15 protein-coding genes and 1 pseudogene are annotated in these 19,320 nt (G+C 45.8%); 10 read left to right on the forward strand and 6 right to left on the reverse strand.

The window, feature by feature from the left end:
• Positions 1 to 2: 2 nt before the first annotated feature.
• Complete coding sequence (gene infB, locus L21SP3_RS10180) at positions 3 to 2,717, reverse strand: translation initiation factor IF-2 (protein ID WP_161488176.1); 2,715 nt, start codon at positions 2,715 to 2,717, stop codon at positions 3 to 5.
• A gap of 38 nt (positions 2,718 to 2,755) precedes the next feature.
• Entirely contained in the window at positions 2,756 to 4,015 is a 1,260-nt protein-coding gene (gene nusA, locus L21SP3_RS10185) for a transcription termination factor NusA (protein ID WP_077541181.1), read from the reverse strand.
• Between the two features lie 672 nt (positions 4,016 to 4,687).
• Here nusA and L21SP3_RS10195 point away from each other — a divergent pair.
• From L21SP3_RS10195 to L21SP3_RS10210, 4 genes are all read left to right on the forward strand, one after another.
• Entirely contained in the window at positions 4,688 to 6,751 is a 2,064-nt protein-coding gene (locus L21SP3_RS10195) for a penicillin-binding transpeptidase domain-containing protein (protein WP_077541185.1), read from the forward strand.
• A 40-nt stretch (positions 6,752 to 6,791) separates the two neighbouring features.
• Positions 6,792 to 7,538 carry a hypothetical protein gene (locus L21SP3_RS10200; protein WP_077541187.1) on the forward strand — a complete coding sequence of 249 codons (747 nt, stop codon included), beginning with the start codon at positions 6,792 to 6,794 and terminating at the stop codon, positions 7,536 to 7,538.
• 321 nt (positions 7,539 to 7,859) lie between these two features.
• Positions 7,860 to 8,615 carry a M48 family metallopeptidase gene (locus L21SP3_RS10205; RefSeq protein ID WP_077541189.1) on the forward strand — a complete coding sequence of 252 codons (756 nt, stop codon included), beginning with the start codon at positions 7,860 to 7,862 and terminating at the stop codon, positions 8,613 to 8,615.
• Between the two features lie 152 nt (positions 8,616 to 8,767).
• Positions 8,768 to 9,394, forward strand: coding sequence for a corrinoid protein (locus tag L21SP3_RS10210; RefSeq protein WP_077541191.1), 627 nt, complete (start codon positions 8,768 to 8,770; stop codon positions 9,392 to 9,394).
• A gap of 71 nt (positions 9,395 to 9,465) precedes the next feature.
• Here the strand turns inward: L21SP3_RS10210 and L21SP3_RS10215 are convergent, their stop codons facing one another.
• The 3 genes from L21SP3_RS10215 to L21SP3_RS10225 all read right to left on the reverse strand — a co-directional run bounded on the left by L21SP3_RS10215 (position 9,466) and on the right by L21SP3_RS10225 (position 12,438).
• Entirely contained in the window at positions 9,466 to 10,827 is a 1,362-nt protein-coding gene (locus tag L21SP3_RS10215; RefSeq protein ID WP_077541193.1) for a PFL family protein, read from the reverse strand.
• 487 nt (positions 10,828 to 11,314) lie between these two features.
• The gene (locus L21SP3_RS10220; RefSeq protein ID WP_077541196.1) at positions 11,315 to 11,833 is read right to left on the reverse strand and encodes a PEP-CTERM sorting domain-containing protein; all 519 of its coding nucleotides are present in this window, start codon (positions 11,831 to 11,833) and stop codon (positions 11,315 to 11,317) included.
• A gap of 296 nt (positions 11,834 to 12,129) precedes the next feature.
• Positions 12,130 to 12,438 (reverse strand): hypothetical protein, encoded by a 309-nt coding sequence (locus L21SP3_RS10225; RefSeq protein ID WP_077541198.1) that lies wholly within the window; start codon positions 12,436 to 12,438, stop codon positions 12,130 to 12,132.
• Between the two features lie 27 nt (positions 12,439 to 12,465).
• Between L21SP3_RS10225 and L21SP3_RS11915 the strand changes: the two genes are divergently transcribed.
• Positions 12,466 to 12,648 (forward strand): hypothetical protein, encoded by a 183-nt coding sequence (locus L21SP3_RS11915; protein ID WP_123785184.1) that lies wholly within the window; start codon positions 12,466 to 12,468, stop codon positions 12,646 to 12,648.
• Between the two features lie 399 nt (positions 12,649 to 13,047).
• Positions 13,048 to 14,403, forward strand: a pseudogene (locus L21SP3_RS10235) (ISH6 family transposase).
• A gap of 186 nt (positions 14,404 to 14,589) precedes the next feature.
• On the opposite strand, the gene L21SP3_RS10240 reads toward L21SP3_RS10235, so the two are convergent.
• Positions 14,590 to 15,117, reverse strand: coding sequence for an SIR2 family protein (locus L21SP3_RS10240; protein ID WP_161488177.1), 528 nt, complete (start codon positions 15,115 to 15,117; stop codon positions 14,590 to 14,592).
• A 361-nt stretch (positions 15,118 to 15,478) separates the two neighbouring features.
• Between L21SP3_RS10240 and L21SP3_RS10245 the strand changes: the two genes are divergently transcribed.
• From L21SP3_RS10245 to L21SP3_RS10260, 4 genes are all read left to right on the forward strand, one after another.
• Positions 15,479 to 16,471 (forward strand): IS30 family transposase, encoded by a 993-nt coding sequence (locus tag L21SP3_RS10245; RefSeq protein WP_077541206.1) that lies wholly within the window; start codon positions 15,479 to 15,481, stop codon positions 16,469 to 16,471.
• Positions 16,472 to 16,563: 92 nt separating this feature from the next.
• A complete protein-coding gene (locus tag L21SP3_RS10250) occupies positions 16,564 to 16,959 on the forward strand; it encodes a GntR family transcriptional regulator (RefSeq protein ID WP_077541208.1) in 396 nt (131 codons plus the stop codon).
• Positions 16,952 to 17,854, forward strand: coding sequence for an ABC transporter ATP-binding protein (locus L21SP3_RS10255; protein ID WP_077541210.1), 903 nt, complete (start codon positions 16,952 to 16,954; stop codon positions 17,852 to 17,854). Before L21SP3_RS10250 ends, L21SP3_RS10255 begins: the two co-directional genes overlap by 8 nt.
• Positions 17,851 to 19,290: a hypothetical protein gene (locus L21SP3_RS10260; RefSeq protein WP_077541212.1), complete on the forward strand. Its 1,440-nt coding sequence runs from the start codon at positions 17,851 to 17,853 to the stop codon at positions 19,288 to 19,290. The genes L21SP3_RS10255 and L21SP3_RS10260 overlap by 4 nt, the downstream gene beginning before the upstream one ends.
• The last annotated feature ends 30 nt before the right edge of the window (positions 19,291 to 19,320 follow it).

Here is a 19,320-nt window from a genome sequence, read left to right on the forward strand (position 1 = left end):
ACTTATTCTACAGTCCTTTTTACTTCTACAATTTCGTAAGCTTCTATCTGATCATCCACTTTCACGTCGTCATAGCCGGCAATTTTCAGCCCGCATTCATATCCGCTCTTAATTTCACGGACATCTTCCTTGAAGTGTTTTAATGAATCCACAGAAGCGTTATCTTTTATTACAATATTATCCCTGATCAGTCTTACTCTGCTGTTTCTTGTTACCTTTCCGTCGGTTACATAGCAGCCGGCAATAGTTCCAACACCCGGGACTCTGAAGGTGTCTCGGACTTTCAGCCTGCCGAGGGTTTGTTCTACCTCATCAGGAGCGAGCATACCCGACATAGCGTCCTTGAGCTCTTCAGTAATCCTGTAGATTACATTGTAAAGCCTTATATCCACGCCCTTTGCATCAGCAAGCTGCTTTACTTTCACATCAGGAACCACATTAAACCCTATAATTACTGCATCGGATGCTTCAGCCAGAACAACATCACCCTCAGTAACCCCGCCTACGCCGGAGTGGATTATATTAATTCTAATCTCTTCTGTGGTTAAGTCGGAGATGTATTTATGAAGCACATCTACAGAACCCTGCACATCCGCACGGATAATCACCTTCAGCTCCTGAACATTACCCGCTTCAATCTGTGAGAAGAGGTTGTCGAGAGTAACCTGAGAGCGTTTTGAAAGCCTGCGTTCTCTTGCCTGAGATTTCATCTCTTCTGCGGCCTTCTGGGCCTTGTTTATATCTCTGAGGATGAAGAATTTATCGCCAGCAGAAGGCACATCGCTAAGGCCTGTTACCTCTACCGGCATTGAAGACTTCGCTTCCTTGAGTGATTTTCCGAAGCTGTTTTTCATTGAGCGGATTCGTCCGAAGCCGCTTCCTGCAAGGATCACATCGCCCTTTTTCATGCAGCCTTCCCTGATAAGCACGGTAGCAACCACGCCCTGAGTGCTGGTCATCCTCGCCTCTACTACCCAGCCTGTAGCGGGTATTCCCGGGTCGGCCTTGAATTCATTTATATCTGCTACAAGGTCTAAGTGTTCTACAAGCTCGCTGATTCCTTCGCCTGTTTCGGCGCTGGTTTTTATTACATCGGTCTGCCCGCCCCATTCTGTGGGCACTAGGTCGTGCTCGGCAAGCTGACCGTAAATTTTGTTGGTATCAACGCCCGGGATGTCTATCTTGTTCAATGCTATCACTATCGGAACTTCAGCAGCCTGAGCATGGCGGATAGCTTCAACAGTCTGAGGCATCACCCCGTCGTCCGCTGCTACCACGAGAACAACAATGTCTGTCATATTCGCTCCCCTTGCACGCATTGAGGTAAAGGCAGCGTGGCCGGGAGTGTCGAGGAAGGTTACCTTCTTGCCTCCAATTTCCGCCTGATAAGCGCTTACGTGCTGGGTGATTCCGCCTGCCTCGCCTGAGGCAACAGATGCCGAGCGAATCTTGTCCAACAGCGAGGTCTTTCCGTGGTCAACGTGGCCGAGCATCGTTACGATTGCTGGACGCTTAACTTCATTTCGCTCACGGTTTTCAAATTCCTCGCTGATTTGTTCTTCTATCGTCTTCTGGTGTTCAATCTCAAGCTCTACACCAAATTCAAGTGCAACAAGCTCGGCTGCCTCTACAGAGATGCTCTGATTGGCATTTGCCATAACACCCTGCTTCATAAGCTGAAGGATTATATCGTTCACCTTAACGGCAAGTGCAGATGAAAGAGACTTAACACTAATTGGTTCTGATATAGAGGCCTTCTTGGGACGCTGCTGCTCAGCAGGTTTCTGCTGCTCACCCTTCTTTTTGGATTCTATTTTGCGGGGAGTTTTGAAACCGACTTTCTTGCCTCTTGCAGCTGCAAGGCGGGCTTTTCTTTCCTCAACATCCCGACCTCTCAGCTTGCTTTTCTTAGCAATTTTAGGTATTTTGATTTTTTCCTCTTCTCCGCCTTTGTGTTCTTTCTTTTTCTTATCCTTCTTGCTCTTCACCGGCTGGGGCTGAGCAGATTCTGGTACAGGCTGAGGAGCTGTCTGAGGTTTCTTTTTGAAATGCGGTTTTGTTTCTTCGCCCTTCTTACCCGGCCTTTTTTTGTGGTGCCTTGGTTTGTGAACAGATTCCATCCTCACAACCTTCGGCCCGCTCAGCTTGGCAGGAGCCGGGGAATCAAGCCTTGGCCCTGCTGGTTTGATGTCTTCAGCCTTTGGAAGCTCGACCATCTGAGGTTGTTTTCCATCGTCGGTTTTCTTCTGCTCAGGCTCATCAGAGGCAGACCTCTTTTGTGAAGCGGTCTGTTCCTTCTTTTCTTCCGGCTTATGTTCTTCAGCTTCCGGCTTTTCAGCCTTGGCGGCAGTCTTATGCCTTGTGGATGTTTTGCCAGTTAGTCTGCTTCTCGGGATGGGCTTTTGCTCAGGAGCTTTCTGCTCTTGAACTTCCTGCTGTTCAGACTTATCTTCTTCTGAAGAAGCTTCAGACTGGACAGTCTTTTTCTTCTGCTCATTTACTCTGTATTTATCATCAACGGGAGCAGCGGTTTCCACAGTAGTTTTATGTTCACCTGCCGAGAACCATTCTCTGATTGTAGCTGCGCGTCCGGCAGACAGGGTTGACATATGATTTTTCACATCCATACCCTCTGCCTGGCATTTTTCCACAATCACCTTGCTTTTAACGCCAAGTTCCTTAGCTAAAATATGAACTCTTGTTACCGGTTTTGCCAAATTATTGCTCCCTTTTTGGGCTCGAAACCCTGAAACTTTTATTCTTCCGGATTCTCTTGCAGGTCTGCTTGCTGCTCTGTCTGCTCATCTTCCTGCTGAGCATCTTTCTGCTCAGCGGCTTGACCATCGTTTTCCGCCTGCTCCGGAAATTCCTCTTTGAGCTTTTCTCTTGCGGCCTCTATAACCTTCTCGGCAAGCCCGGGCTCAAAATTGAGCTCCTCAACGAGCGGCTCACTGCCTACTTCATCAAGATCATCGAGGGAGATTATGCCCAAGGCTATCAATTCATCTACAAGCCTCGGCTCATCCTCTAAAAGATGTTCAAGGGCACTGTTAAGTGTATCTACGCTTTCATTATATTCATCAGGTGTAAGGATTTCAATATCCCAGTCTGTAAGCCTTGCGGCAAGACGTACGTTCTGCCCGTGCTTGCCGATAGCGAGGCTGAGCTGGTCTTCAGGTACCACTACTACCGCCTTGCCCAGCTCAAAACAGAGCGTAATCTCCGATGCAGCCGCCGGCTTTACGGCGTTGATTATAAATGCCTGAGAAGACTCGCTCCAAGGTACAATATCAATCTTCTCCCCGCTGAGCTCATCTACAATGCTCTTTATCCTGCTGCCTCGAACGCCCACGCAAGCACCTATCGGGTCTATGCGGTCGTCAACAGATTCAACAGCAATCTTTGTGCGGTATCCTGCTTCTCTTGAGAGCGAGCGAACTTCCACGATACCGTCTGCAATCTCCGGGACCTCAAGCTCAAACAGCCTTCGTACAAAATCCGGGTGTGTTCGAGACAGGATAATCCTTACCTGACTCGTCCCCTCTTTAACCTCTGTTACAAGAGCACGTACTGTTTCGCCAGGGCGGAAATTCTCGCCTGCAATCTGTTCCTCTTTGGGCAGCTCTGCCTCAACACGATTTCCCAGACCTACGACGATTTTCTTGCGGCGTTCCTTGCGCAGAACAGCACCCGTAATTATTTCGCCCTTACGCTGTACAAATTCGGCAAAGATGCTGCCTCTCTCGTCTGCTTTAATCCGCTGAATCATCACCTGCTTAACGGTCTGGGCAGCTATCCTGCCCATAACGCTTATATCAAGCAGTTCATCGTCCATATATGCAGTTATCTCTCCGCTTGTTCTGTCTATATGGATGGTGTACTCGGCATCCTGAACGCCGTAGTATTTGCGCACACCAGAAACCATTGCAGTTTCCAGATCCTGAAAAAGCGACTCCAGATCTATATTCTTATCTCTGGCTATATTCTCTATTATCCTGACAAGTTCCTGATTCATATTTTTTCCGTTCCATATAAAAACAAAAAAGCGGAACCCACGGGCGCCGCCTCTCTATAACTGACAAAAATATACACCGCCGCCTGCCGCAGCAGCTCGAAAAACGGAGCAATTACGTAATCATCTGCAATCGCCTTTGCCAAAAATATTTTTCTCAGTATAACGAAGCATAAACCCGCTATAAGTAATTTGTTCACAAAAAAAAGACACTCACGTGTCTTTATAATTAATTAGACATTTCCCGCCGCAGTTAGCTAAGACTGCAACTTTGGTTATTTTAATGCAACCATTGAGACATGTCAACTGCTTATCATATTATTTTGGAAAATCTAATTGATTCGGGTAAAAAAACTTACCGAAAATCCTCTCGCTAAGGCTGAAATCTTCAGCAATCAAGCTTTTTATCTCTGTCTTGGGTTCTGTTTCCGGCAGGGGTTAGGAAATAATGCTAAAACCAACCAGCAGACGAAGATGAATCAGAAACGTGTTATCTTTGATTTGCCCGGAGGAAAATATACAATATTACAAATACTCTCCTGCTGATAAGAGCCTTGAATTATCAAAAGCAGGCGGATTTTTGGGTGTAAAATGCTTGTAACCCAGACCACTGAAAGCAAGACTATATCCATGCAGTTTTCTCCAATGCAAATACTAATCAGGCAGACTTTTTAGATGTACGAAGGCAGAATCAAGTTTATAGTGGCAGTGTTTATCTTTCTTCTCTGCATAACCGCAGGGAGGCTGATAAACCTCCAGTTAGTCCATTGCGAGGCTACCAGAGACCAGATCTCGCGTACGGGTGTTAAATCGGCGCAGGTCTTGCCTACAGTTCGCGGCAGCATTACCGACCGTTTCGGGGAAAAGCTCGCTGTTGACAGTCCTGTATTCCAGCTAATGATTCGCTATGAGCTTTCAAGACTGCTTGACGAGAGGTTTTGGCAGGCCAACGCTGTTGTCCGCTCGGAAGATAAAGGGGTGAGCTTAGAGAAGGCGAGGGAGTATTGGGAGGATCAGCTCGCCTCGGATATTGAGCTTCTTGATACCGTCCTCGAATATGCAGAGAAATACTCGCCGGCAGGACTTGAGGATATTAAGCAGAGAATATCTGAAATAAACGACAGAATGTGGCGTTTGAGGAGGTATTTCGCTTGGAGAAGAAACTTTCCCAATTCCAGCTCAATCTCAGATTTCGACAGCCTCCCAAAACGTGAAAGACTTGCTAAAGAGGCCTTTGTAAATGATCTCTGGGAGATGAAAAAGAAATGGTTTCCAATAGCCGATATCTCGCAAGACAAGATTTATCACGCTCAAAACACCCTTTCCTCCAATCCGGAAGTAAAGATATCCACCAGAGGCAGAAGAAAATATCCTTACGGTAAAACCGCATCGCAGATTATCGGCTGGGTTAATCCTTCCCAGCCCGATAAAGAACTTTTCAAGAATGATGAACTGATTCGCTACAGAGAAAAGGAAGTGGCAGGGTTTGCAGGGACAGAGAGGATCTGCGAGCCGTTTTTAAGGGGCAGACGGGGGAAGATTGTGTACAGAAAACGGGATAAGCCCCCCGAGCAGAAGCCAAGGGAATTCGGCGACAACGTTCGGCTTACTCTGGATATCAAACTTCAGGAAAAAATTGAGAAACTGCTCAACGACCCCCTGAGAAACCCAAACAGCGATAAAATCTGCAATGCGGTGGTTATTGATGCACGCAGATCGGAGATCCTTGCCGCTGTTTCACAGCCTAGCTTCAACCTGCAAAAAGCAAGACAAAACTACAACCAGATAATCTCAGACCCAAACAAACCTTCAGTTAACAAGGCTTTCGAAAAGCTTTATCCGCCTGGTTCTACGATAAAACCGCTTATTCTCGCAGCTGCCCTTGAGGAGGGAGAAGTTGGAATTAATGAAACGATAAGCTGCTCTCTGCCTGCCGATGAGAACTGGCCGCGATGCTGGCTTCAGAGGCTTGGAAGCTGCCATGATTACCAGTTTGAAGGCGAAGGCGGCAATAACGGCAGAAACGCCATTCGGGGAAGCTGCAATGTGTATTTCACAAAGGCCGCCCACCGGCTCGCACCGCTAAAGCTCCAGAAACACCTCTTCAATTCAGGCTTCGGAAGGGAAATACTATGCCCGATAGATTTTTCTCTCGTTGGCTGGAAGGTTGAGAATATGCCTTCAGAAGACAGGAATTTGCCTGAATCTCGGGGTATAATATGGAGCGGATACGACACCCCCGAAGGCAGGGACATTGAGGGCATCCCTCCGCTGAGCAGCAGCGAGCGGCGATGGTTCGGAATGGGGCAGGGGAATCTGCGCGTGAGCCTTCTTCAAATAGCAAACCTCTACGCCTCAATTGCGAGGGACGGAGTGTTTGAAAGGCCCGTAATTTACTCCAACATCTCCGAACCGCGGAGAAAGCAGGATTTGGGATGGTCTGAGTCAACGGTTGAAAATGTTCAAAAGGGGCTCTGGATGGTGGTGAACAAGATACACGGCACAGCATACAAGCAGTTTAAGGGCTCTGACCTATTAGAGCTGGACATTGAGATCTACGGGAAAACCGGCTCCACCCAGAACCCGGAAAACGCCCTTTTCGCAGGCTACATCGAGGCGGAAAATTCCACGATTGCGATTGCAGTTATCATTGAAGGCGGGCAGAGCGGAGCAAGAGACGGAGCTCCTCTCGGAAGAGAGCTATTTAAAGTGATTGAAGAATGCGGCTATTTCGATTAAATTACCGTTCTGGTTTTGAAAAATTATTTTACGGGGATATATGGACGACGGGAAAAAACTGAATTATTTTGAATTGGTCAACAAGGCTTACGATTTCTACAAGGCCAACTGGCAGGGACTTCTTAAATACGGCGGGATCTTCTTTATCATAATGACCCTAGCTCAGGTGCCGATTGTGGTTTATCTATTCTCGCAGGGCTACGGGGAAAACACCGACCTTATCAAGTTTTTCAAAAAGCTCTCGGCAAACTCGCTTGCAGTTATATTTATGCTCTCAGTGGTTACGCAGCTTATCGGAGTTTGTCTGATAACAGGGCTTATACGTATCGTCGGGGCGATGATAGAAGAAAAGCAGCATTCAGCAGCAACGCTCACAAACTGCTCAGACTGTTTCTGGAAAGTTTTAGGCTGCTACTTTGCGATGCATATTGCTGCGCTTGTGCCGGTGTTTGCCGCAGAAGTGCTCGGGCTGGGCGGAATTGCCGGAGGAACGGGCACTGTAATTGCATTCGGAATCTCGGCTTATCTGGTGATGAGGATGATTTTTGCGCTTTTCTTTATTGCCGAAACGAAAATGACAGTGCGGGAATCTGTCCTCTCGAGCCTCGCTATGACAGGAAGCGAACACGGCTTAATGCTCAAGCTCATTCTAACGGTATTCGCGGCATTTCTGCTCACTCTCTACACCTACGGATTTGCAACCGTGATTGTTATGCCGTTTATGGGGTGCATATTCACCTTCGTTTTCAGAAAGCTAAAGCAAATAAAAACAAAAAAGCCTGAGTGAGTACTGTCAAACAGGGCCTTTAACACAAGACCCTTTTCAAATGCTGAGCAGTAAATAAGTTTCAGCGGCTTCTTGCTGCAATTATTTTTTGCAAACGTTTTTGACTGCGGCTTTGTTTATACCGTAAATCCTTATCGTATGCTCAAATCGGCTGTGGCTGCGGGAAATCGGGGGCGATATTTTTCTGCTCTGTTTTTGATAAGCACGAACATCTGACCTAAGCTCGTCTTTTAGTTTAACCTTGATAAATAAGCTTTTTGCTGGATAATAATGGTATGAGATTAAACATTTTTCCAGAGCAGAAACAGACGGGGAGGTAATATGGCCGGATTTTTTGGCAATTTAGCTTACGGGCTCGGCAGGAAGCTCGGCCCGAAATTCCGCAAGGCAAAATGGCTCTACAAAACGATGTCTGAGGGCAGCAAAGAGAGCATCAAGGCAGAGTATGAGCTTGGGCTCGATCTCTATAGCGAGGTGGCCGAAAAACTCACCCTCAACTCCAACACCTCTTTTGCCAGTCTTATCAAAGGCATAGGCACAAAGTTGGGGAGCAAGGTCTCTGATAAAAACTGGAAATTCCATTTCTACCTATACTCAGACCCAACACCGAACGCCTTTGCCATACCCGGCGGCTTTATCTTCGTCGCAGACAGCCTCATAGACCTCTGCGGAACAGATAAAAATCAGCTCGCATTTATCCTCTCTCACGAAATGGGGCACGTAGTAAAGCGGCACTGCTTCCACAGGACGATAAACGAGTATGCTGTAAATACACTGAAAACCGTGCCGGCAAAGGGTAAGTTCGCACCTGTAATAAAAAATGCCGGTCTGGATTTCTTTATAAAAAACTACAGCAGAAAGCAGGAAACTCAGGCGGATGAATTTGCAGTGTATCTCTCTTACGCAGCGGGGTTTAACCCTGCTGCAGGTGCGAGGATGATGAAAGCCCTGGGCGATAAGAATCCAGCTCGAGACGATTATATGAAATATTTCTCCACACACCCGCCTCACAACGAAAGGATCGTTCATATCCTTTCAACTTGCAAAAGGATTACAAAAAAACGGAAAGCAACTTAGTGCAAAATGTAACTTTCCTGCTCTTAACTTGCAATAATATGCTTTTTTAGTTTTTCTTTTAACAAAATTTTGCTGAAACCCTTGCTTTGTACCGCTATCTTCCCTACTATATCCTGCGGATATGTTAATTTTTATTTTAAAGAGGTATTTATATGGCAGATTTACAAGCGTTGGCTGACGCCATCATTGGCGGTGATCAGAGCACCGCAGTAAATGTTACTAAAGAAGCTATCGAAGAAGGCATGGGCCCGGATGTGGTGCTCAGTAATGGTCTTGTTGCAGGTATGGCGGTAGTTGGAAAGAAATTTAAGAATAACGAAGTTTATATCCCTGAGGTTCTCATTGCAGCAAGAGCGATGAAGGGAGCAATGGAGCTTCTCGAACCTGAGCTGGTTAAATCCGGCGTAGAGCCCAAAGGTACTGTAGTTATCGGTACTGTTCAGGGCGATTTGCACGATATAGGCAAGAATCTCGTGGCTATGATGCTAAAAGGAGCAGGTTTCAATGTGGTTGACCTCGGCGTTGACTGCTCACCTGATAAGTACGTTCAGGCAGCTAAAGAGAGCGGAGCGGAGATCGTGGCGATGAGCGCACTGCTCACTACAACAATGCCTGCAATGGAGAAGGGCGTTAAGGCGATGAAAGAAGCCGGACTGGACTGCAAGGTAATGATAGGCGGAGCCCCTGTAACTCAGGGCTTTGCGGATAAAATCGGCGCAGACGGCTACTCAGAAGACGCCGCAAGCGCAGTTGACTTGGCAGAAGAATTAATGGCATAACAGTTTTCAAAAGCCTCCTTGAAAACGCAAAGGGCGAGCAAAGAAAGGTTCGCCCTTTGTTCATTTTAAAGTTAATTCCGCAGAGCTTTAATCGGGGCGGGAATTCTTCCTGCTCTTTCTATGAATGCAGGCGATGCCTCCATGGGAACTCTCATAATCGGAGCTCTTCCGAGCAGTCCGCCGAAATCTGCGCAGTTTCCCTCTTTCATCCCGGGAACTGGAATCACGCGAACGCCTGTGGTTTTGTTGTTGGCTACACCAATCGCCAGCTCGTCGGCTATCACAGAGCTGAGCACTTCTGCCGGCGTATCGCCGGGCAGGGCAAACATATCCAGCCCCACAGAGCATACGGAGGTAAGCGCTTCGAGCTTTTCGAGATTCAAAGCTCCCTGCTCTACAGCCCTTATCATCCCGAGGTCTTCGCTTACGGGGATAAACGTCCCGCTTAGCCCGCCTACGTTTCCCGAGGCCATCGCCCCGCCTTTCTTCACTGCATCAATCAGCAGTGCAAGGGCGGCAGTGCTCCCGGGCCTTCCCATCCTGCTAACGCCCATCGCCTCGATTATCTCCGCCACAGAATCGCCCACAGCGGTAGTGGAGGCGAGCGAGATATCTACAATCCCGAATTCCACGCCGAGCATCTCAGCCATCTCCCTGCCGGTAAGCTCGCCTGCGCGGGTAATCTTGAAAACCGTGCGCTTTATTACCTCAGACAGCTCTGTGAGGCTGCAGTCTGGATTCTCTGCCACCACCGCCCGAACTACTCCCGGCCCGGATATCCCTATATTCAGCGAGCAGTCCGGCTCGCCTACGCCGTGATTAGCCCCTGCCATAAAAGGATTGTCTTCCGGGACATTCGCAAACACCACAAACTTCGCGCAGCCTATACCGTCTTTGCCCTTTGCTGCGAGGTTTTTGAGCATCTCGCCGGTTTCCTTGATTGCTGTCATATTCATACCTGCAAGCGTGGAGGCGAGATTGAAAAAGCCGCATACCCTGCTGGTTTGGTTAAGGGCATCGGGCATTGCCCGCATAAGCAGTTTGTCCGCTTTGGTCATACCTTTCTGCATTAGACCGCCGAAGCCGCCGATAAAATCGATGTTTGCCTTCTCTGCGGCCTTGTCGAGCGTTTTTGCAAGGCTCACGACCGATTCGATTTTCGAAGGCAGAGGTTCTAGCAGAATCGAGGTGGGGGTTATAGAAATGCGCCGGTTGATAATCGGAATTCCGTATCTGGACTCAAGCTCGTCTGCATATTTGTTGAGCCTGCTGCCCATTTCTAAGACCCTATCGTATATCAGGGCGTTCATCTCGTTTTGGTCTCTGCTGATGCAGTCTTTTAGGTTTATCCCCAGAGTAACAGTTCGGATGTCGAAGCTGTACTCTGCGGTCATTTTTACGGTTTCGTAAACTTCTTCTACTGATATTCTCATATTTTCTCCAGAGGATGAAATATTATTATCTTCTAAAGCATATTATTATCGCTTTTTCGCTGGATTTTTAAATCTATTTATCCGGCAGGATTTCAGTTGGCGGACGGTATTTTTAACGAAACTTACAGGGTCGTTATTTAGGCAGTGTACATTGTTTTTTCAGTGAGGGGAATTGGATTTAAACCTCCAATCGCACTAAAAGGACGTGTTTTTGGTAAAATTTATTACCTACAGATTTTATGTTTTTTTCACCACGAAGCACACGAAACACACGAAGGGGATATGGTTTCAATTGATTTTTTTATCCACAGATTCCCGCTGATTGCACAGATTTTATTTGAATGTAAGAGCTTGCTGTAAAACAATTTATAATAAAAATCTTCGTGCCCTTGGTGGTTTAAACAAATTACAAAAATCCTTCGAGCCCTTCGCGCCCTTCGTGATTCAAACAAATTGCAAGCCCAAAAAATCCAAAGATTATTCGTACTTATGCTCTGCGTTTGCGGAGGATAAATCCGCCGATGCCAAGCAGCGCCATTGTTGCAGGTTCCGGTACAGCATTCATTCCTTCCGATGAACTGTCCAATAATTCAAGTGTCTGTGCATTATTAAGTGTGAAATGAGGCTCGGTTGCGGAGTATTGAAAAGTGAAAATATTTGAACCGAAGGCAACAATATCTGTCTCGTCTCCAAAAGTAAGCTCATTTGTATCGAAAAAGATTGAAAAAGCGCTGTAGTTGACTGTATTGTTAACTACATTTGAGAAAGAACCCAGAAATTCATTAGAAGAATCATAAATACTTACCTCGAAGTTATTGATCCCGCTGCCGGAACCTTTTGAATATGAGATGATATCCAAATCCGAATCGTACGTCATTGAACCCAGCACATCATAGCCGCTGTTACCAGTCCATGAAAAATCAACCGTTTCCCATGCGGTAGGCGGAAGCTTCCCGAAAGACAATGAAGCAGCGAAAACCAAAGATAAAACAGAAAATTTGTTCATAGTGAAGTCCTTTCAAAAAAATAGGATAATTAAAATAACTTGATTGTATCTCCTGCGCAGAAAGGAGTAGATAATAAGAATTCCCGCCCAAAGGCTCACGCGTTTTTGAGCGGGAGTTAGTTCTTTGTGCTTTTTATAAACCACGAATTGCACGAAACACACGAAGAAGAAAATTCAATCTTTCATTTTCAGCGTAAGCCTCTTGCTGAGGACTGATTACTGAAAACTAACAATAAATCTTCGCGGCTTATCGCCCTTCGTGGTAAAACCGCATTACGCTTTGCGTTTTTTGCAGATTAAGGCGGCACCCTTTGCTTGTTTTTGCAGGAATAGCCGCACTTCTGCCGGCAACAGCTTGCAAAGCTGTAATCGCTTTGGAACGAATTGTTTTCTTTTTGCTTAAATACCCTGCCAGTCATAATGGAGGCAGAGCTGAGCTGCTTGGGAGCTGTTTTTAAGCGGGCTAGGCTGCAGATGTGCTCTGTGAGGGCGAGTTTTTTACAGCTCGAGCCGGTGCCGGTTTTGCCGTAATCATTTTCAGGTCTCTCACCATTTTTGGCGGCAGGAGTCTGGAAAATGCATCCATTCCAGTATGCCGCTTTCACCCATCCACCCTCTTCAAGCAGTAAGAAGTGAGCATTTTCGAGGAGTTAAAGGTTTGTCCCGATTTCAGGGCGGCCTCCGCTGATCTGCTGGAGTTTGCATTTATCTTGCTTAGCCGGCAGTCAGATTTGAAGGGCGGTAAGAGGCGATTTCGGGCTAAGTTTGTCAGTCTTTTCCCGCAGAGAATATATGTTTCGTTTACGATGAAGTAAAGGGCGGGAAGGTAAAATAATTTCAGATTGCGCACATTCTCTTCGCTGCGGGCAGTTCCCTTATACGCAGCTGGTTTTGGGCTGGCTGTAAATAAACACTCAACAAGAATACTGAACAAACACTGCATTATAAATACCTTTTGCAATACTAACAGAGGCAGTACAGAAACTTCTGTTACTTAACTTACCATAACGAAACAGTAAAAGCAAATTAAAATTGATCAAAATCCCTTTAAAATTTGTTCAAATCGCACAAATAAGCGTCTGCAAGGGGCTTATCGCCCAAAAAAATACAATTTTTAGATACCGTCCCAAAGTTTGTGGATAAATTGCAAAAGGCTTGAGAAGTGATATAGTGTTATAGATAAGATAATACTTTTATCACAGGAGTCTCAAGCCATGCAGAACATTATATCATTAGAACTGATAAGTGCCACATCAGAAAATGGATTTTCTTTAGATGAATTGGTTTTCAGGACCAAAGAGTTATTTGAAACTGAGGCTATGGCAGGTTTTGTAAGCCTGATTCTTCAGTTGATTGATGAGCGAATATGTATGAACATTGTTCAAGGTAAATCGGATAATACCGGCCAATCATGCTGCTGCAATGAGCGGTTTGAATATCATGATAGGTCTCTTCGCCAGTTCAGGACTTCTGTCGGCACAGTCAAGATTAGCTGGCGTCGCTTAAAGTGCGTTAAATGCGGCAAGACAATAACTCCTTTGAGAGATTTTTTAGGCCTTGCACCCTACCAGTCAAAGACATTGGAGTTGGAAAAGCTGGTTACAGAAATTGTAAGCGAACAAAGTTATCGCCGAAGCAGCACTCATCTTGAATCTATCGGCAGCATACCTGTTCCAAAGAGCACTGCCCATCGCTGGGTTGTACAGACCGACTGCGATCAGATTGATACCGGCACAGATACATTCAGTCTTCTTTTTGCTGACGGCACCGGCTTTAAGCGTCGGCCCGATAAGGACAAACGCATAAGTAATCGCGGTGAGCTCAGAGTTGCCTTAGGAGTCACCAGAAGTAGTTCTGTGGTGCCTTTAGGGGCATTCAGCGGTAAAAGCTGGGACGAGATATCCTCGCTGGTCAAGGGCGAACGTAAGAACAAAGAGCTTGTTGCCGATATGCTTGTAAGCGAGGGCGAAACAGGTCTGGTTAAGAGTCTGGCCAAACTTTGCAATGATAGCCAAAGAAGCCATTGGCACCTGGTTCGGGATCTGAATTATACGATGTGGAAGTATGATGCCGGCAAACTTGAACGTAAGCAAAAGCAGAAAGAATTGAATGCCGTAATTGGTATTGAAATTCCCGAGGAAGATTTTGAAAAGGTCTGTGATGATGACAAGAAAGATTTGCAAGATGCTGTCAATAGTGCCGAAAGTGATCTTCGTAAGCTGATAGGCAAACTGCTGGAGAAGGAATATAAAATAGCAGCCGATTACCTGAACCGTTCAGCTAAAAATATGTTCAGCTATGCTCGCCGCTGGCTGGAGACAGGTATTGTAACTCCGCGGGTTTCCAGCATGATAGAACGGATGATGCGAGAGCTTGGTCGACGCCTTAAACGCATCGCATTTGGCTGGAGCGAAGAAGGAGCGGCAAAGATGGCCAGAATTATCATTAAAAGATTTACTTCAGAAAATCAATGAGAAAAATACTGGCACGAAAAACTGAGGTTATTGGACAATGTAATGCTTGCTCTAAAGACTATAAAAGTACAGAACCCACAAACTTTGGGACGTTAATAAGATTTTCAATTGGTTCCCCTGGATTTTTGCTTCGAGAATTCATCTTTCACCTCCCAGAAGCCTGCCTATAACTTCAAATTTCCACCACGGCAAATCCTCTTTAGAGTCGATGATTTCGTTTGAGTGGAAAAAACCTCGCCGTGCGTATATGCGAACATGTTCTTTAAGCCGATCCTCAACATGCTAATCACCCCATATTTGTTCTGGTTTTTCCATTTCAGTACACACAATAATTGTTAAGCGGCCATCGGCTTCAAGTAAAGCTCTATTTAATTCATCATTTATATGAGCGTCTCCAAATGAGTATCCGATTATAGTTAGGATAACCTCATTTTGTTGTGGTCTTAGAGTCTCTCGCATCTTAGTCAATATCTGAGCAAAAGGATCGCGTTGTGATTCTATATATTTTGTAGCTGCAGGCCAAATCAGCACAGGTTCGTTATCAATTTCCTCTTTGATGCTATGTCGTATCCTCCTTGGTAATATATCATCATCTAAAAGACACCAATCCACAGAACCATGTACCTTAAAAACTTTTGCTGCCGCTTCATCAGAATTGTACGCTCTCATGTCCCACCACCCTGTTACTCCTCCATTGAAACCATCTGCAACAGGGATTTTTTCCAAAAATAACGCATCTTCAATCAACGTATCATAATTGAGAGTAAAATAATCAACAGAGCATCTGGAACCTGCCTTACCAGTATGCAAGCCATGGACTGCACGAATAAATTGACGGTGATATTTAATCTTAGGATTGGTTTTAATGATGGCTTAGATTTTAATTTGAAGCGCAACGCTTCGCTAATTTAATCAGCCCGCGTGGCGGGCTGGAGTTTATCGCTTTTAGCTGCCTGAATAGATAAAGAATAAGGGCGGCGGTTAAGCCGCCTCTATCCAGTATAGATTGTTGCGGTGCTCGGGTTGCTCTCCAGCATTGCCCTGTCCTCTGTGATAACGCAAGCTATTATAGCGGCAGCGATGACTTTTGAAAAGAAAATATAGTGCCCATTACGGGTGTTTCCGATAGAGTGTTTTTTGACAAAAAAAGAACTCTATTTAAGGAATCGTAATGGGCTATGGACATCTTACCATTGATGAACGGGAAAGCATATTAAAAATGCGTTCAGAACGAAAAAATATGACGGATATTGCCAAACTGATTGGTCGTAATAAAGGTACGATCAGCAGGGAACTGTCGCGTAATATCAGCTCAACAGGCGAGTATAAGCCTCATCTGGCGCAGCGGTATTATCGCAGGCGTAGGGCTGAATCCAAACAGCCTTATCACCTTGAAGAAAACGGACGGCTGAGGCGGTATGTGATTGGTAAACTCAAAAAATATCTGTCCCCTGAACAAATATCAGGCCGCATTGAGATAGACTATCCAGATGACATTCAAATGCGTGTAAGCCCTTTGACAATATATAGTTGGGTTAAACGAGACAAGGTTGACGGCGGTGTTTTTTACAAGTTTTTGCGTCAAGGCCGTCGCAAACGACGAAAGAAGCACGGCAGTAATGACAAGCGTGGCCGGATACCGAACAAACGTTCGATCAGTGAGCGTCCGGAGGTTGTTGACAAGCGTAATCGCTTCGGCGATTGGGAGGGTGACAGCGTCAGCGGTAAAGGACACGGTTCATTTATTGCAACACTTGTCGAGCGTGCAAGCCGCTATCTGCTCTCTGGCAGGATGAAAGATAAGAGTGCCCAGAGCATGAATGAAACCACCCGAAGGTTGTTCAGGAAGATACCAAAGTCCAAGCGTCAAACGATGACAGTTGACAATGGCAAGGAGTTTGCCCAGTTTAAAGAGATGGAAAAAACAGTCGGCCTATGCTGCTACTTTGCTGATCCATACAGTTCTTATCAGCGTGGAACTAATGAAAACACAAACGGCCTGCTTCGTCAGTTCTTCCCTAAGGGAACTGATTTTAAGAAAGTTAGTGATAAGGAACTTGACAAAGTTGTCGCCTTAATCAATAATCGATCAAGGAAATGTTTAAAATATCGGACACCAAATGAAGTGCTCTGGAGCGATGAAAAAAGTTGCGCTTCAGATTAAAATTTTGATTATGAAAAATAATAAAATTTCTGTTGAACCAGCAGCGCATTAGTGTATTATATACTTAATACAGTAATACAAAGGTTTTGATAATGATAATAAATATAGACACTCATTCAGGCATTCCGATATACCGGCAGATAACAGGCGAGATAAAGAACCTCATCCTTTCAGGGACGCTTACTGCGGGCGAGCAGATGCCGAGCGTACGTGAGCTTTCCGCTCAGCTTCGCGTAAATCCAATGACCGTTAGCAAGGCATACTCAAATCTTGAGATGGAAGGTTTCTTCGAGAGAAGACGCGGCGTCGGGATGTTTGTAAACCCTCAGTCTGAAGAGCTCAGGGAAGAAAACGGCGAACAGATAATCAAAGACAGCCTGAAGAGCACTGTATCCCGAGCAAGGTCTTTCGGTATCTCTAAAGCAGAGCTCGCCAGAATTGTTCAGAATTTATACGAAAGTTATTCAAAAGGAGAGAACGATGAATAATATCATTCAAGTAAGCGGGCTCAGTAAAAGCTTCGGGAAGCTAAAGGCTCTTAAAGATATAAGCTTCTCGGCCGGGAGGGGCTCTATCATCGGGCTTATGGGAGCAAACGGCTGCGGAAAAAGCACGCTTCTGCGAAATATGATCGGGCTTTATCTGCCAGATGCAGGCACCTCGCAGGTGTTCGGCGAACAAAGCTGCGAGCTTTCCCCGCAAACGCTTTCACGAATCGGCTATGTCCATCAGGAGGGCAGGCTTCTAAACTGGATGAGCATAAGGCAGCTGCTGAGGTACGTTCGCTCGCACTACCAAAACTGGGATGAGAATTTGGAAGAGAAATTCATTGAATGGTTCGATCTGGAGCCGAAGGCGGTAGTAGGAAAGCTGTCCCCGGGAAAGAGGCAGCAGACAGCCATCCTCGCAGCAATCTGCCATAATCCGGAGCTCTTGATTCTCGACGAGCCGGCAAGCGCTCTCGATCCGCTTGCAAGGAGCAGATTTCTCGATCTTCTCCTTGAGCTTTTGCAGAATGACGGGGAGAAAACCATCATTATCTCATCGCACATACTCTCAGATATAGAGAAGGTAATAGACCGTGCAGTAATTATGGATAAGGGCAGAATCCTCAAAGACTGCGATTTTGACAAGCTCAAAGAGAATATATTCAAGGCTGTCGTAGAGAACGGTGCAGGGGCTGATTTAACTAACCTGCTTCTTTCAGGGAAGATTGCCCACCATCGCTCGGACGGGACAAAGACATCGCTCGTCCTTCAGGATATAAGCAGGGCGGAGGCTGAAAAAATCCTCTCTGAAGAAAAAATCGACGCTGAGATAATCCCTCTGCCTCTGGAAGAGATATACAAGGTAATAGCGGGAAAGGCGGAGTATGTATTATGAAACCTCTATCGGCAAATCTGAGCATCTATTATAAAAGGCCTATGGCATACTTCTGGTATTTCATTACTTTATGCCAGGTTCCAGCGGCTGCAATGAGCATCACAGGGCATATCGAAGAATCTTTCCTCTTTCTGATTATACCGCTGTTTTTTGGTGTTCTTGCCGGGGCGGTACAGAAGGATATAGTTTCCGCCCCGCTTACTTTCTGCCTGCCCGGACAGAGGAATATGCCGATTAAGGCAATAGCGGGGTTTGGGATTGTGATGCTTGCAGCAATGCTGCTGCTGTTTTTCTTTGCAGGTTTCACGCGAGCGGGCAGTCCTTTTGCAAATCCTTTTTACTTCGCCGTTAATATCCTGCTGTGCATATTTGTATATTTATATGCCGCACTTATAGGCTTTAAGACAGACCCGCTTAAAACCAGCATCACCTTGCGCGTACTGCCTTTTGCAGCCGCTTTATTAATTATATTCGGCTCGAGATTTGTAAACGCTGTTTTAACCGGTTTCCCGGTCTGTTCGGGACTGGTGATTGCGGCAGTATCGGCCTATCTGGCATCTAATATAAATAATCCCGCTTCAAGAAGAGAAATCTGCGGGAAAGAGGATGCTGTAAGCACTTTGTCCGGCTGGAATTCGAATTTTGCTATGTTAAAATTAAAAACTGCAAACATGGCAGAGAAACGAAATACAGCCGTATCGCCCTGCTTTGCTGAGAAGCTGTTTCTTTCTGTAAACAAGAAACTCAAAGGAAGCTCTGCCAAAACATCAGCAGATTATATATATATTATGCTGGACAAATTTCTTTTAAACTGGAAGCAGTTCTTGTTTGCTCCGTTTCTGGTGCTGCTGCTTTTCGGCTACATACTCGGTTTTATGCCTTCTGTTGAATCGAATCCGTTCTCGGCAGGGGCAGTACACTGGGGAGTATTTTTCGCATTGCCTGCCATGTGGGCTGGGATGTGGGAGCTCCCGCTTAATCCATCTATGGCTCTAACCTCGAGCAGAAAAGATAAATTGAACGCTTCATTGGCTTTCCTGCTTGCCTATATGATGCTTACAGCCTGCGTGTTTTTATTAGCAGGGCTGGTTGCCAAGGCAGCGGCTCCGTATATGCCTGCGCCGGATTTGGGTATAGTAAGCGATAAATTTCAGTTTGCCCCGCCCTGCTTTCAGAAAGTGTGGCTTTTATTCTTTATAACTCCTCTCTCATCCTGCGCATGTGCTGTATGGGGAAGAAAATCAAAAATTACGACGTTTATATTTCCGCTGATTATAATGTTTGTGGTGATTATCAGCGGTCTTGAAGAGAATATTCAGCCCCCAGCTCTCTTAGTTTTTCGGCTTGCAGGAATCTCTCTGAGCTGGATAATAGCCTATTCAGTAATAAAATTCAGATGCCTGAAGGGAAACCTTGCGGGTAATAATTTTGATTAACTGCTTTTGTTTGCCGGGGAATAAGCAAAA

The sequence above is a fragment of the Sedimentisphaera cyanobacteriorum genome (assembly GCF_001997385.1).
Taxonomy (GTDB): domain Bacteria; phylum Planctomycetota; class Phycisphaerae; order Sedimentisphaerales; family Sedimentisphaeraceae; genus Sedimentisphaera; species Sedimentisphaera cyanobacteriorum.

What these genes read in the sequence shown, in the direction of transcription:
- nusA (WP_077541181.1), bottom strand. Translation starts at nt 4,015, where the DNA reads ATGAATCAGGAACTTGTCAGGATAATAGAGAATATAGCCAGAGATAAG.
- L21SP3_RS10210 (WP_077541191.1), top strand. Translation starts at nt 8,768, where the DNA reads ATGGCAGATTTACAAGCGTTGGCTGACGCCATCATTGGCGGTGATCAG.
- L21SP3_RS10215 (WP_077541193.1), bottom strand. Translation starts at nt 10,827, where the DNA reads ATGAGAATATCAGTAGAAGAAGTTTACGAAACCGTAAAAATGACCGCA.
- L21SP3_RS10260 (WP_077541212.1), top strand. Translation starts at nt 17,851, where the DNA reads ATGAAACCTCTATCGGCAAATCTGAGCATCTATTATAAAAGGCCTATG.
- L21SP3_RS10195 (WP_077541185.1), top strand. Translation starts at nt 4,688, where the DNA reads ATGTACGAAGGCAGAATCAAGTTTATAGTGGCAGTGTTTATCTTTCTT.
- L21SP3_RS10205 (WP_077541189.1), top strand. Translation starts at nt 7,860, where the DNA reads ATGGCCGGATTTTTTGGCAATTTAGCTTACGGGCTCGGCAGGAAGCTC.
- L21SP3_RS10220 (WP_077541196.1), bottom strand. Translation starts at nt 11,833, where the DNA reads ATGAACAAATTTTCTGTTTTATCTTTGGTTTTCGCTGCTTCATTGTCT.
- L21SP3_RS10250 (WP_077541208.1), top strand. Translation starts at nt 16,564, where the DNA reads ATGATAATAAATATAGACACTCATTCAGGCATTCCGATATACCGGCAG.
- L21SP3_RS10200 (WP_077541187.1), top strand. Translation starts at nt 6,792, where the DNA reads ATGGACGACGGGAAAAAACTGAATTATTTTGAATTGGTCAACAAGGCT.
- L21SP3_RS10245 (WP_077541206.1), top strand. Translation starts at nt 15,479, where the DNA reads ATGGGCTATGGACATCTTACCATTGATGAACGGGAAAGCATATTAAAA.
- L21SP3_RS10255 (WP_077541210.1), top strand. Translation starts at nt 16,952, where the DNA reads ATGAATAATATCATTCAAGTAAGCGGGCTCAGTAAAAGCTTCGGGAAG.